Source organism: Pedobacter roseus (assembly GCF_014395225.1).
Taxonomy (GTDB): Bacteria; Bacteroidota; Bacteroidia; order Sphingobacteriales; family Sphingobacteriaceae; genus Pedobacter; species Pedobacter roseus.
In genome coordinates this window covers 4,266,395-4,280,433 of record NZ_CP060723.1, presented here as the reverse complement: position 1 = coordinate 4,280,433, position 14,039 = coordinate 4,266,395, and the positions used below count along the sequence as shown (strand labels likewise).

Annotated in this window: 17 protein-coding genes and 1 pseudogene; 5 read left to right on the top strand and 13 right to left on the bottom strand. The window is 37.1% G+C overall.

Going from position 1 to position 14,039, the window contains the following annotated elements; all coding sequences use genetic code 11:
- The first annotated feature begins 89 nt into the window (after positions 1–89).
- From H9L23_RS17510 to H9L23_RS17495, 4 genes are all read left to right on the top strand, one after another.
- Positions 90–503 (top strand): VOC family protein, encoded by a 414-nt coding sequence (locus H9L23_RS17510; protein ID WP_187591596.1) that lies wholly within the window; start codon positions 90–92, stop codon positions 501–503.
- A gap of 2 nt (positions 504–505) precedes the next feature.
- On the top strand, positions 506–883 hold the full coding sequence (locus H9L23_RS17505) for a DoxX family protein (RefSeq protein WP_187591595.1): 378 nt from the start codon (positions 506–508) through the stop codon (positions 881–883).
- A gap of 147 nt (positions 884–1,030) precedes the next feature.
- The gene (locus H9L23_RS17500; RefSeq protein ID WP_187591594.1) at positions 1,031–2,350 is read left to right on the top strand and encodes an alpha/beta hydrolase; all 1,320 of its coding nucleotides are present in this window, start codon (positions 1,031–1,033) and stop codon (positions 2,348–2,350) included.
- A 137-nt stretch (positions 2,351–2,487) separates the two neighbouring features.
- A complete protein-coding gene (locus H9L23_RS17495; protein ID WP_187591593.1) occupies positions 2,488–3,456 on the top strand; it encodes a YihY/virulence factor BrkB family protein in 969 nt (322 codons plus the stop codon).
- Position 3,457: 1 nt separating this feature from the next.
- Here H9L23_RS17495 and H9L23_RS17490 read toward each other — a convergent pair whose 3' ends face one another.
- From H9L23_RS17490 to H9L23_RS17435, 13 genes and pseudogenes are all read right to left on the bottom strand, one after another.
- A complete protein-coding gene (locus H9L23_RS17490; RefSeq protein ID WP_187591592.1) occupies positions 3,458–3,880 on the bottom strand; it encodes a secondary thiamine-phosphate synthase enzyme YjbQ in 423 nt (140 codons plus the stop codon).
- A 144-nt stretch (positions 3,881–4,024) separates the two neighbouring features.
- Positions 4,025–5,059, bottom strand: a complete 1,035-nt coding sequence (locus H9L23_RS17485; protein WP_187591591.1) for a DUF2157 domain-containing protein — start codon at positions 5,057–5,059, stop codon at positions 4,025–4,027.
- Positions 5,060–5,177: 118 nt separating this feature from the next.
- Positions 5,178–5,390 (bottom strand): cation:proton antiporter regulatory subunit, encoded by a 213-nt coding sequence (locus H9L23_RS26680; protein WP_246474963.1) that lies wholly within the window; start codon positions 5,388–5,390, stop codon positions 5,178–5,180.
- 111 nt (positions 5,391–5,501) lie between these two features.
- A pseudogene (locus H9L23_RS17480) lies at positions 5,502–7,390 on the bottom strand (cation:proton antiporter domain-containing protein); the annotation flags it as partial.
- Positions 7,391–7,479: 89 nt separating this feature from the next.
- Complete coding sequence (locus tag H9L23_RS17475) at positions 7,480–7,833, bottom strand: hypothetical protein (RefSeq protein WP_187591590.1); 354 nt, start codon at positions 7,831–7,833, stop codon at positions 7,480–7,482.
- Between the two features lie 194 nt (positions 7,834–8,027).
- Positions 8,028–9,014, bottom strand: coding sequence for a bifunctional riboflavin kinase/FAD synthetase (locus H9L23_RS17470; protein ID WP_187591589.1), 987 nt, complete (start codon positions 9,012–9,014; stop codon positions 8,028–8,030).
- A 12-nt stretch (positions 9,015–9,026) separates the two neighbouring features.
- Positions 9,027–9,887, bottom strand: coding sequence for a YitT family protein (locus H9L23_RS17465; protein WP_187591588.1), 861 nt, complete (start codon positions 9,885–9,887; stop codon positions 9,027–9,029).
- Positions 9,884–10,642, bottom strand: coding sequence for a tRNA pseudouridine(55) synthase TruB (gene truB, locus H9L23_RS17460; protein WP_246474722.1), 759 nt, complete (start codon positions 10,640–10,642; stop codon positions 9,884–9,886). The genes H9L23_RS17465 and truB overlap by 4 nt, the downstream gene beginning before the upstream one ends.
- Before the next feature lie 94 nt (positions 10,643–10,736).
- Positions 10,737–11,531 carry an undecaprenyl-diphosphate phosphatase gene (locus H9L23_RS17455; protein WP_025145079.1) on the bottom strand — a complete coding sequence of 265 codons (795 nt, stop codon included), beginning with the start codon at positions 11,529–11,531 and terminating at the stop codon, positions 10,737–10,739.
- Positions 11,532–11,548: 17 nt separating this feature from the next.
- Entirely contained in the window at positions 11,549–11,932 is a 384-nt protein-coding gene (locus tag H9L23_RS17450) for a type II toxin-antitoxin system VapC family toxin (protein ID WP_187591587.1), read from the bottom strand.
- Positions 11,932–12,135: a type II toxin-antitoxin system VapB family antitoxin gene (vapB, locus tag H9L23_RS17445; protein WP_025145077.1), complete on the bottom strand. Its 204-nt coding sequence runs from the start codon at positions 12,133–12,135 to the stop codon at positions 11,932–11,934. Before vapB ends, H9L23_RS17450 begins: the two co-directional genes overlap by 1 nt.
- A 39-nt stretch (positions 12,136–12,174) precedes the next feature.
- Complete coding sequence (locus H9L23_RS17440) at positions 12,175–12,402, bottom strand: DUF3098 domain-containing protein (RefSeq protein ID WP_025145076.1); 228 nt, start codon at positions 12,400–12,402, stop codon at positions 12,175–12,177.
- Positions 12,402–13,280 carry a cell division protein FtsX gene (locus tag H9L23_RS17435; protein ID WP_025145075.1) on the bottom strand — a complete coding sequence of 293 codons (879 nt, stop codon included), beginning with the start codon at positions 13,278–13,280 and terminating at the stop codon, positions 12,402–12,404. The genes H9L23_RS17440 and H9L23_RS17435 overlap by 1 nt, the downstream gene beginning before the upstream one ends.
- Positions 13,281–13,479: 199 nt before the next feature.
- On the opposite strand from H9L23_RS17435, the gene H9L23_RS17430 reads away from it, so the two are divergent.
- Entirely contained in the window at positions 13,480–13,908 is a 429-nt protein-coding gene (locus H9L23_RS17430) for a hypothetical protein (RefSeq protein WP_187591586.1), read from the top strand.
- The last annotated feature ends 131 nt before the right edge of the window (positions 13,909–14,039 follow it).

The window sequence follows — 14,039 nt, the reverse complement described above, 5'->3', positions numbered from 1 at the left end:
CTCCCTGTATGTTTGTATTGTTAAGGGCTGATGCCAAAATGTATAATGGTGGAACCGATTGCTGTAGGGCATCAAATAAATAGGAACAAATGGCTAGCATAAATTCGTATCTCACTTTTAATGGAAATTGCCGCGAAGCGATGACCTTTTACCAGAATTGCCTCGGTGGAGAACTCACACTCGAAACCATTGGAGAATCGGCTTTTGCAGAAAAAATGCCCGGTATTGTACGAAGGAGCGTGATGCATGCTGTTTTAGCTAAAGATGAAATGGTAATTATGGGTACCGATATGGTTGAAGAAAGGGGACTTGTAAAAGGAAACTCCGTATCCATGATGCTCAACTGCAATTCTGAAGAAGAGGCAAAAGCTTTTTACCACAAACTTTCGGTGGGTGGCAGGGCCTCACATCCTTTACAGGAAACCTTTTGGGGAGCACTTTTCGGCGATTTAACAGATCGTTTCGGTAATAATTGGTTAATTAATTACGATAAAAACAGATAAACATGAAAAAGTTAACAACCTGGTATTGGATTGCGACCATTATTTTCGCCTTAATGGTGATTATGGACGGCTTTGGCGGAGTAACACAGCAGGAAGCCGGCAAAGAAGTATTTAAACACCTTGGTTACCCCATGTATATGCTCATCATTGTAGGCATTGCAAAATTGCTGGGGGCAGTATCAATTTTACAGCATAAATATACAGCCATTAAAGAGTGGGCTTACGCAGGTTTTGCCATCAATTTTATTGGCGCTTTTGCTTCAAGGGCATTTGTTGGCGATGGTGTATCATTGCTGATCCCACCACTTGTTGCTTTGGTTATTATGTTTATTCCTTACATTTTATGGAAAAAACTTAAAGGAAATGTTAAAAATAGTTAAAACTAAATAGTTAGTTTAATTAAAGGCTTTTGAGAACCAAATATTGTTAACTTTGGGTATTGTAAACAACCAGACACAAAACTAAAACGATCGTGATTTCAGGTATAATCATAATCGTTTAATCACCCTAAAAACAATATCATACGAATGAAAAAGAGCCTTTTATTCATAGTCGCTTTATTATTTACCACTTCGGCATTTTCTCAAAATGTGATCCAGCTATTTAATAGCGCCAATGATTTTTTCAAATTATTACAGGAAGAGAAATTTACCAATGCACATGCCTTTTTTGACGATACTTTAAAAACTAAATTAACAGAAGAAAACTTAAAGAAACTTTGGGTAGATATTGGGTCCAAATATGGCAAAGCCGAATCCTTTGATGCCATTCAGAGTAAGGCTCAGGGCGAATTTTTTGCCGTAACCGTTGAAGGTAAATTTGCCAATGGCGATCAGAATTTTATCCTGGGTTTTAATAAAATGCAAAAAATTGTGGGGATTTTCCTCGCGCCTTCCAAAAAAGTAACTACCTATTTAAAACCAACTTATGTTGATACGGGCCTTTATGTTGAAAAATCGGTATATATCGGTCCTGCGGGTAAACAGTTGGCTGCCATTATTACCACACCGAAAAATGTTAAAAATTTCCCGATGGTTGTTTTTGTACATGGTTCTGGTCCTGGTGATATGGACGAAACAGTAGGGGCCAATAAACCTTTTAAAGATTTAGCCGGTGGACTGGCTTCTAAAGGGATTGGTTCCGTTCGCTACGTGAAAAGAACACTCATTTATCCGAATGAATTTGCTGGTCCTTACACAGTAAAAGAAGAGGTTTTGGACGATGCTGGTGCCGCTATTGCTGTCGCCAAAACAACTGTTGGCGCAGACCCGAAAAATGTTTTTGTATTTGGGCATAGTTTAGGAGGAATGTTAGCGCCTAAAATGGCAACACTTTCGCCCGATTTGGCTGGAATTATTTTAGCAGCTGCACCCGCAAGAAAGTTAACGGACATTATTGTTGACCAGAATCAATATATGTTCGATCAGGCCAACGATACTACAGCTGCCTTTAAAAAACAACTGGCAGATGCCATGACAGAAATTGATAAAAGCAGGATTTCTCAATTGGGAACTACCATAAAACCTGATTCTGTTATTTTAGGGCTACCTGCAAAATACTGGACAGATTTAAACAGTTATAACCAGGTTGCTGTAGCAAAGACTTTGTCGAAACCGCGTATCTATATTTTACAGGGTGGAAATGATTTTCAGGTAAGCAAAACAGATTTCGATTTGTGGAATGAAGCTTTAGGGAAGAAGAAAAATGTAACCCTTAAATTTTATCCGGATTTAAACCATTTGTTAAGTTCGCAGAGCGGAAAAGGGACCATGGCCCAATACCAGGCGGCTGCAAGTGTTTCGGATGTTTTGGTTAACGATCTTGTACTTTGGATTAAAGCAAAATAACGGCATTACAGGCATCATGTGAATGATCAAAGCTCCGAAATATCGGGGCTTTTTTTATGCCTTCCTGAAAATTAATAAAAAACAATTCAAAAAATAAGCGGTTTAATTTAGAGAATCTCATCTAAAACCCCTTTATTATGGCAAAGAATAAAATCACTTTAAAAGGAATCTGGACTGTTTTAAAAGCTTCATTTACAGGATTTACTGATCATAAAGTAACCAAGTTAAGTGGCTCACTAGCTTACTACACCGTTTTTTCTATGGCTCCTTTATTGGTGGTGATAATTTCTTTATGCGGTATATTTTTAGGTAGGGAAATTGCCGAAGGTCAGGTTTATGCGCAATTGGAAGGTTTTTTAGGAAGAGAGTCGGCTACTTCTTTACAACAGCTGATTAAAAATGCTTATTTGGACGGAAAAAGCACTATCGCTCTAATTATTGGTGTTTTTACGTTATTGCTCGGTGCTACTACTGTTTTTGGTGATATTCAGGATTCCATCAATACCATCTGGGGCTTAAAACCAAAACCAAAAAGGGGCTGGGTAAAGATGTTACAGAATAGATTTTTATCTTTTTCGGTAATCATCAGTTTAGGCTTTGTACTATTGGTTTCACTTGCCGTAACTTCCGTATTGGATGCTTTTAGCAGCCGTTTACAGGCCAGATTTGCCGAAGTATCGGTAGTCGTATTTTACATCGTTAATCAGGTGGTTACCCTTGCCGTTATCTCTTTAATATTTGGGGTGATCTTTAAGGTATTACCTGATGCAATTATCAAGTGGCGCGATGTTATTGCCGGAGCAATTGTGACGGCAGTGCTCTTTATGATCGGTAAATTTGCCATTTCAATTTATATCGGACAAAGTAACGTAGGGGGCACTTATGGTGCAACAGGATCATTGGTAGTAGTACTTCTATGGACTTATTATTCTTCTATCATTTTATATTTTGGCGCTGAATTTACCAAGGCTTATGCAGTTGCTTTCGGGTCGGAGATCTATCCTTCACATTATGCGGTTACCACAAAAGAAATTGAAGTAGAAACAGAGGGGAGATCTATTCAGGATAATCATCCTGAAATTAAAGAAGAGGTAAAAAAATCATAAATTATTCACCCCAGGCGGTAATAATCAATCTTCTTTGCCCACCACGGTTGCGGTGTTCGCAAAGGTAAATGCCCTGCCAGGTGCCAAGAGCTAATCTGCCATTTCTGATAGGAATCGTAACCGAACTTCCTAATATTGCCGATTTTAAATGGGCAGGCATATCGTCTGATCCTTCGTAATCGTGCTCATAATCGGGATCATTTTCTTTAACGGTTTTATTAAAGAACATTTCAAAATCCATTCGGACCGTAGGATCAGCGTTTTCGTTAATGGTAAGTGATGCAGAAGTGTGCTGAATAAAAACCTGACAGATGCCGATATTAATCTCATCAAGCTGGGGTATAGCATCTTCAACCTCATCGGTAATGATATGGAAGCCCCTTCTTCTTTCTCTAAGGGCTAATGCTTGTTGGTATATTTTCATTTGAATTAATCATTTTAAATTTTCGAAACAGATCTGAAATTTTGAGATTTTCAAATTCGTCAGACAGTGTCTGGCTTTTTCAATTCATAATCTCTCCACTACGGTCGAGATGACGACGAGTGTATTTTAATTAATCCCAGGATTCTATTTCAAAAACTCCACATTCCAAATTTTCTCTGCTTTCCGGCCAATCAACCAAAAAGAAGCCGCTAGCACAGAGAAGAATAAGGCTTTATGCCAGCTGTCCCAAAAATATTCGAAATAGCGTGTATACAGGTTAATGAAAAGAAATGTAATGCCGAATTCCCTTGCAATATCATCGTGGTATTTTAAGCCAAATAAAGTGCTTACTACACAGATAGCAGCCGATATTAAGGCCCAATAAAACAAACTTAACTGCCTCACGGTATACCATTCTTCTAAGCTGGCGAAATTTCCGAATACTGATAAAGCCCAAAGCGATACAAACAAGTAAACCATCCCAGCGATATAGGTAACCTGAAAGAAATTTTGCGTTTTAGGAATAGCTTTCATAATGAACGATGCTGCAGTTAGCGTCGCTCCAAAAACAACAAAACGTAAAGGGTAATTCATGCCCAGAAAGTAGTAATTCCACCTGCTTAAGTACCCTGTTTCTGTACCAAACCACGCGCCTAAGGAGATTAAAGCAAAAATCCAGATCAACCTTGAATTGAAAATAAAACCTAAAGCACCATAAATAAATACTGAAGCCAGTATCAGAATAGAGAAATTACCTGAACCATTATCAAATGCCTTTCCGAAATAAGCAACGGCATTTGCTGTAAGTAAAATCGCCGAAAAAACGATGGCTTCGTTGCTGAACTTTAAATGTGCGAGCTTCTTTTTTCGCCTGAAACCAAGGATATAAAGCCATGCCGCCAATCCACCAGAAACAATAGCAATTACAATATTTGGAGTATTGTAAACCCTTTTTAGGTAGTTTAATATCGAATTATCGATCAATAATGAGCCGAGCGCAATAAAACCACAGGCCAAAGCCACCCAAAAAGCATATTGCGCCAGGCGCAACCAATCGAAATTTTTAGCCTCGTAACTTTTACGGAGTTTATTTCCTGTTTCTTCGTTAATGATCCCATCGCTTTGCCACTGCTCAATCATATCATCAAGAAACTCACTCTTTTCTCTATCGACTTTCATAGGTTAGGTTATATACGAAGATAGCTTTTTTTAGTCCTTAGTCAAAAGTCCTCAGTCAGTAGTCTATATCGACTAAAAAATATGGACTAATGACTCCCGACTAATGACTCCGGGCTACCTAAATCACCTCTTTAATCTTCTTATTGTTCCCTACAATCCAGATGATATCGCCCGTATCGAAAATAAAGTCAGAAGAAGGATTCAATATCCGATCGGCGCCCCGTTCAATACCAACAATTAAAGCCTGGGCTTTTTCGCGAATTCCTGCATTTCTGATGCTTAATCCATAAACCGGCGATTCGGCATGAACAACTACTTTTTGTAGGGTCATTTCCTTATTCGGGAAGTTGTCTTCTTCGGCAATTTCAGGCATATCAACTTCTAACAATGCTTTAACAGCTGCCAATTGATCATCTGCACCAATCACCAGTAATTTATCGTTAGGATAAAGCCTTTCGTCTCTTCCAGGCGTTGGTATATTATTCCTTCCCCGTTCAATTAACGCGATGTTTACGCCATATTTTTCCCTGATCATCAATTCAGTTAATGTTTTTCCAACTACTTCCGATTCGGGAGAAACAGTAAGTTCCGTTAAGTGGGTATCCCAAGGCAAAATATCAGGTTTTTGGTTTTCACGTGCATTTAAGTTTAACATAAAACGTCTTTCCAGTTTATCGTAAAACGATTGAAGTTTTCTGGAAAAAATTACCATGCCCAGAATGATTAATCCAAGTGCAATCATTGCTGCCACCCAGGTATCAAAAAACTCGTACATCAAAAAGCCCACAAAGAAAATCCCCAATGCAACCCTGAAAAATTCAATCGCAATCAATGGTCCACGGGTATATTTTTTGTTTAACCAAAGGTGAGAATAAGCTGTCCTTTGAATCCTGCGGATTGATAATGCCCATAAAAATGGCGACATCAGTATAAACGATACCACCACGCTGATGATAATAGAAGTTAAGCTATTGGCAATATTGCTCACAATAAAGGGCTGCACGTACCGGTAAGCTAAAAATATAATCGCGATGATAATTACTGAATGAATAATGGTGTTAAAGATGTACGACCGCAATAAAACCTTCCAATCGCTTAAAGTGGTAATTCCTTCAGTACTCGAACTGTAGCGCTCAATTCCATCCAGCCATTTTTTTGGTAAAACGCGGTTTAAGTACTGATAAAAAGGCTCTGATAGTTTGATCAGGTAAGGAGTGGTAAAGGTTGTGATGGCCGCTGCAGCCACTGCGATAGGGTATAAGAAGTCGCTGGTTACTTTAAGGGTTAAGCCCAACGAGGCAATGATGAAGGAGAACTCCCCAATCTGCGCCAAACTCATACCCGATTGTACCGAGGTTTTAAGCGGCTGACCAGATAATAATGCACCTAATATGGTAAAGATGATTTTGCCAAAAATAATCACAGTAATAGCCACTAAAATTGGGACTGCATATTTAACCAGCATGGAGGGATCGATGAGCATCCCAACTGAAACAAAAAATACCGCTGCAAATAAATCCTTTACTGATTTGGTTAAATGTTCTATCCGCTCGGCCTGAGTAGTTTCGGCTAAAATGGAGCCCATAATAAATGCACCAAGGGCAGGAGAGAAGCCAACTTTATCAGCTAGTAAAACCATTACCAAACATAAAGCCAATGATACTACCAACATGGTCTCATCATTCATTAATTTCTTGGTGGCTTTAAGAAAAGAAGGAACTACGAATATTCCGCCCAAAAACCATAGTACAAGGAAAAAGGCCAGCTTTAAAATGGAATATAACATTTCTGTACCGGCTGATTGCTGACTAACCGCCAGGGTAGAGAACAGTACCAATAAGAGGATAGCAACTAAATCTTCAACAATCAAGACACCGAACACCAGGCCAGCAAATTTTTTATGTTTTAAACCCAGTTCTTCGAAAGCCTTAATGGTGATCATGGTTGACGAAATGGATAAGATCCCCCTAAAAATAAACTGTCCATATCTTTCCAGCCCATAGCTTTCCCCACGAGATACCCGGCCAGGATGATAAATAAAACTTTTACAATTGCTGTAATGGAGGCAGAGCCACCCACCTTAACCAGCTTTTTAAAACTGAATTCTAAGCCTAAGCTGAACAAAAGGAAAATAACACCGATTTCGCCCCAGATGTTAATGCTTTTGGTATCGGTAACAGAGGGAAAAAAATCCAAGTGAGAACCAACCAATAAGCCGGCCAATATATAGCCCAAAACGAGAGGTTGCTTAATTCTTTTAAATATGAGTGTGGTTATTCCTGCTGCGGCAAGGATTAAGCCTAAATCGGCAATTAAATCAGGTAAATGCATCTATAAAAATGGGTAATGATGTTAAATAATCTATTTCCGGACATTTTATTTGCCCGACATGTATTAAAATTTCAATAAAATGAAATTACTTACCAAAAAAAATGTTTTGGATAGAGCATCTGAAACAGGCACCAATAATTATATTTTAATCTCTTGATTACAAATTGGTTGCTAACAGGTTTATTCTTTAAAAAAAGGAACAGCAAAAAAGACAGGAGGATACAGGCACTTGAAGCTATTTTTACAATAGAACTGTTAATAAAATCCTTTTGTAAACTTTCATTATCCTGATTAAAACCAAGATTGATCCTGATGTTTTTTTTACAGGTAAATAAACTGATTTTAGTGTTTTTTAATGCTGCATCATTTCTTTTTTCCTGCGATGCGATGGCCGCAAAATTTATAGAGATAGAAAGAAAGAAGATGATGTAAAAAAGCCTCATTGCCGCTAATATAACGAAAATAAGGCTTTTTTGAAAGGAAAAACTGTTATTCTGAATGCAATGAAAAATCTTTGGGCTGAAAATTATATACAATTTTCAATTGTTTACCAGCTGATTATTATCGCAATTTGGGTTCTGTGTTTTGTCGGTTTGGGATTCTTCACTACGTTCAGAATGACAGCAGTGAATTAAATCTACCCCTTAAAATAAGCTAAAGTAGCTTCTTTATCTTTTTGTAACTGAATGGTTAAAGCTTCTAATCCGGTAAATTTTACATCATGGCGGAGGAACTTTAAAAAATTCATCTTGATGTCCTGTCCATAAATTTCCTGGTTAAAATCAAAAATGTTCACTTCGATATTCCTGGTCATCCCGTTAATGGTTGGACGCTGCCCGATATAGGCCATACCTTTGTAAGTCCGAAGTCCGGAGTCCGAAGTCGGAAGTCCACTTGTCGATTGCAAATCCTCCTTAAATTCTGGACTCATCTCAACTGTTACGGCGTAAATGCCATCACCTGGAATCAATTTGTAGGTTTCTTCGACGAAGATATTTGCTGTAGGGAAGCCAATTGTTCTGCCGATTTTGTCGCCCTTAATTACCCTGCCGAAAATGGAAAACGGATAACCCAGATAATCGTTGGCCAAACCAACATCGCCGGCTAAAAGCGCCTGACGGATTTTAGTAGAGCTTACAGCAACATCATGGATATCCTGCTCCATAATTTCCTCAACAGTAAAGCCAAAATGTAAGCCGGCAGCTTTTAAATCACTCAAATTACCCGAACGGTCTTTCCCAAAACGGTGATCGTAACCAATAATGATGTGTTTAGTTCCAATATTATCAACCAGCGTATTTTTGATATAATCTTCTGGCAGCTGATTGGAGAAATCGCGGGTAAAAGGCGTAATAATTAAATGATCTACTCCTAAACTTTTTAAAATTTCAGCTTTTTCATTGATGGTATTGATCATCTTCAGATCCTGGTTTTCAGGATCGATGATCATTCTTGGATGGGGGAAAAAAGTTAAAATCACACTTTCTCCATTATCGGCTTTTGCCTTTTCTACCAGTTGTTTAATAATTTTTTGATGTCCGAAATGTACACCGTCAAAAGTGCCAATGGTAACAATGGCATTATCTAATTTTTTAAATTCCGAAAGGTTATTGTATATCTTCAATGGGATAAGAAATTAATGTAAAGCGTGGCGTTTTACTACCCCGCCTTTTAAATCGGCAATTTGTTGCTGTATTACAAAAGCATCCTGATCAATCTGTCGGATAGCGGTTTGCAATTTGCTCATTTCCAGCTTGGTAACTACGGTGAAAATAATATCAATATCTTTCTTTTCCCCGTAACCGCCCTCACCTTTATAAATGGTAACACCACGTTTCATTTCGTTGATGATGAAGCCTTTAATGGCTTCCTGGTGTTCTGAAATGATGGTTACACCGGTATATTGTTCTATTCCATTCACTATAAAATCAATAGTGCTGGATGCTGATAAATAAGTTAAAATAGCATATAATGCCGTCTCGATATTGAGAAAATAGGCTGCGAAAGCAAAAATAATGATGTTTAAAATCAGGATGATGTTTCCAACGGTTAAAATGCTGTTTTTACTGATGTAAAGTGCTAAAACCTCTGTTCCATCAATTACACAGCCGCCACGCATGGCCAAACCGATTCCTCCACCTAAAAATAAACCACCAAAAAAAGCGATAAGCAATTTATCATGCGTAATGGGCTGGAAAGGCAGAACAATCAAGGCTATAGAAAGTGCTGCAATAGCAATGGCTGTTTTAAGTGCAAAACCTTTGCCAATCTGCCGGTAACCTAAAATAACGAACGGGATGTTAATGATGGCAATCAGGTATGATAAATTCCATCCTGTTAATGTGCTTAACAACAATGAAATACCAGTAACGCCACCGTCTATAAAATGGCTCGGCATTAAAAAGCTTTTTAGGCCAAAACACGCCGAAGTTACACCCGCAATAATTAAAAGAATTTCTTTTATAAACCTGGTGTGCCTGTTTTTGATGTGGTTCATGCTTCTGCTTCAGTTTTGGCTTCTTCTTTCTTGCTACGAATATAATTAACAAGTTCTAATACCTCAAACGCATCTTTAAGTAAAAAGTTTCCGCTACGGGTACGGGTAAGTTTAGATAGATAAGCGCCATTGTTTAAAGCCTTGCCAAAATCGGATACCAGCGAACGGATGTAAGTACCTTTACTGCATACAATCCTGAAATCGATTTCTGGAAGTTCGATCCTGGTGATTTCAAATTCAGGAACATTTACAAAGCGTTTACGCAATTCAACCTCTTCGCCTAAGCGTGCTTTTACATATAAACGCTCTCCGTTTACCTTTACAGCAGAGTGCGCTGGTGGATATTGCTCGATATCACCAATAAAAGGTTTGCAGGCAGCATAAATTTCTTCCTCGGTAATGTTGCTAATATCGAAAGTTTCGTATACCTCAGTTTCCATATCGAAAGATGGGGTAGAAGCGCCCAGAACCATCGTTCCGGTGTATTCTTTCTCCTCAGCCTGGAAGGTGTCTATTTGCTTGGTTAACTTGCCGGTACAGATGATTAACAGGCCTGTTGCAAGGGGATCTAAAGTGCCGGCATGACCAACCTTTAATTTTAGCGGTTTTAAAGAGTTACGGATTTTGCCAACCACATCAAATGAGGTCCATTTGTATGGTTTGTTGATTAAAAGCAATTCGCCTTCAGCAAAATTGAAATCTTTAAATTTTGAATTTTCGGTACTCACAAATCTTTTTTGCGCAAAGATACGCATTCAATGTGGTTTACTTAATTTTTTTAACCACAGATAAAAAGGATGCACACAGATAAAAATCATCAATATAAATCTGTGGTTAATATTTTACGGATTATATGATCTGTAAGTTATGTCCGCTTAATAACAGGATGATAATGATTAAACCTGCAGCAATTCTGTACCAGCCAAAAACTTTGAAACCATGTTTGTTCAGGTATCCGATAAAACTTTTAATAGCCAGGAGTGCTACCACAAAAGCAATAACGTTACCGATAATTAGAAGATTGGTTTGATCATGGGTAATGGTATGCCCTTCTTTGTAAAAATCGTACAACTTTTTCGCCGTTGCAGCAAACATAGTCGGTACAGCAAGGAAAAATGAAAACTCAGCAGCAACTTTTCGGCTTAATTTCTGACTCATACCACCTACAATAGTTGCCCCTGAACGAGATACACCTGGTAACATGGCGATGCATTGAAAAAATCCGATTTTTAAAGCGGTTAAATAAGTTACCTTTTCTTCTTCGAGTACGGTTGGTTTATTAAACCATTTATCAACAAATAATAAGATTACACCGCCAACAAGCAACGAAATGCCAACGGCCATTGGGCTTTCCAATAATTCGTCGATTTTTTTGCTCAATAACAGGCCAAATACAGCCGCAGGAATAAAGGCAACGAGCAATTTAATGTAGAAATTTATTGACTTGAAGAATCTTTTAAAATAGAGTACCACTACAGAAAGTATCGCGCCAAGTTGGATTACAATGGTGAAAAGTTTTACAAATGGTTCTGATGCAATGCCCATCAATGATGATGCAATAATCATGTGGCCAGTGCTCGATACCGGCAAAAATTCAGTTAATCCTTCAACAACTGCAAGGACAATGGCTTCAAAAGCGTTCATATTGTTTAGTTAATGGGTTATTCCCACTGTAATTTTACTTTATAGTTTTTTAATTTTTTGTCTCTTGAAATCAAGACCAAATCTTCTGAAATGGCTTGCGATACAATAATCCGATCAAAAGGATCATTATTAATGAATTCGAGGTTTAGTAATGTAAGATGGGTTTCATTAATGGAGACAATCTCAATTTGGTTTCTTTCTGCAAATCTAAAAAGCTCTTCAAAACCAATTTTTAAATCGAGCTTTCCAATCTGTTTTTTAATGGCAATTTCCCAAAAAGAATCAATGCTTAAGAAGCAGGATATATTAATATCAGATAGCCTTTTTTTTACTGAAACTGGCAATTGATCATCACCTGATACAAACCATAAAAAGGTATGCGTGTCTAATAAGTAGGCCATTAAATGTAATCAGCAAACATTTCTAAAGGCTCATCAAAATCATCTGCTAGTTTGATCTTACCTTTTGCATACCCAAATTCACGTGATTTTAATTTCGGCTTGTTCTTGTGTTTTGTTTTTAAGAATTCAACAAAATCCGCAACTTCCTGCCTAAGGTTTAGGGGAAGCGAATTAATTTCAATCTGCAAATTTGTTGTTGTCATATTATAAAGTTAAAAAACACTTTACTGAATACAAAACATTTATTTTTTTAAGATAGCATAAATACCAAAAGCAAAACCTGCCAAAACCACTATCGGAGCCAATAAAGTTCTTCTGAAGTCGTATATGTCACCAGTGGTGCCCATCATCAGGATAAAACCAAATGCAACAATTGCAATGCTGATTAATAATAACTGGTAGTTTTTTTTGGTAAAAACCAATTCGCTTTTAACGTCCTTAACAACCGGACTTGTTTTTTTTTCTGCCATTATCTATAAAGATGATAAGATTTTAAACGTAAATACCTGCTTACTGCAAACCATGTACTAATTCCTGTTATAAAAATACCAACAATTAAAAGGCCGATAAATACAAAGCCAAATTCCTGGTAGTTATTTAAAATAATAATTTCCGGTACTTCTTTGCGGGCATAAATCAATGTTGCCAATAAAATAATGATGGCAATAAACGCAGCAATTAAGCCGTGCAAAGCAGCGTACAGTAAGAAAGGACGTCGGATAAAATTTTTCGTTGCACCAACCAGCTGCATACTTTTAATTAAAAAGCGCTGCGAATAAATGGCTAATCGTATGGTGTTGTTAATCAGTGCAATAGAGATGATTAAAAGTAGTACTGCAAAAGCAAAAATAATCAACCCGATGGTATTGATGTTCTTGTTTACCATATCAATTAAAGAACTTTGGTAAACTACTTCTTTAACCACAGGGTTTTTAGAAATACTCGCTTTTAGTGCATCGATGCTTTTATTGTTCGCATATTCTGCTTTTAAGTACACATCGAAGGTAGAAGTTAGCGGGTTGTAACCTAAGAAGTTAACAAAATCTTCACCTAAATCCTGGGTTAAATTTCTGGCGGCAAGCTCTTTGTTTACATATTGCGTCTGCTTTACAGCAGGGTTTGTATTTAACTCTTTCTGGAAAGCCAGTACATCAGCTTCTTTTGCACCTTCATCAACAATAATGTTTAAAACAATGTTTTCTTTAACGTAGTTAGACAGGTTTTTGGCATGTACAAGTACCAAACCAAGTAACCCGAGCATTAATAAAACCAATGCAATACTAATTATAGTAGAGATATAAACGGTTTTGGTTTTCTTAGATGCATCACTTACTTCGAATTCTTCCATGTATTTCATTTTTGTTTCTGCGAAAATATAAATTATACCTGATAAACACCAATTAATGATCGCTAAATGAATATTAACGGATAGGATTAGCTTTTAGTTTGAGGATCAGATTCTTTGGTGAGATTTTACTTTTTCGCCAAATACGGTACGAAATTTGTTAAAAGGGCGTTAATTAGATATTCTTAAAACAAAATTTACTATGAAAAGACAAATTACCATCCTAAGTCTGTTAATGCTCTTCACCTCAACCATTATTTCCTGCAAAAAAGATGAAACTTCTTTAAAAGCTCAAATGATGGGAAAATGGACGCTAAATAAGATTGTAACTTCAGGTTATACTGCTGAAGAGACATTAAAAGATCCAAAAAAGGTTAATGGAACTGTTAATTATGGTACAACAAGTGATTATATTGATTACAAATCAAATAATGATGATCAGGTTGAACTAAGTTTGTCTGGAAATAGGACAATTGGTGAATATTCGATCATTTATTCGGATCAATTCACTATGAGTATTAATGATGGTTTAAATTATTGCAAAATAAACAGTATTTCTGCGAATAAATTGGAATTTACTGCTAAAATTGATAAAACAAACGTTACTAAAGTATATTACTTAACAAGATAAGATTTTAATCCCGATTATTTGCCTGCGCCATTGGTTTTAGATCAATGGCGCATTTTTTTATATCAAATATGTATAGATCGTCATCCCCAACTCGATTGGGGATCGTAATGCCCTATATATGCATTAAGATT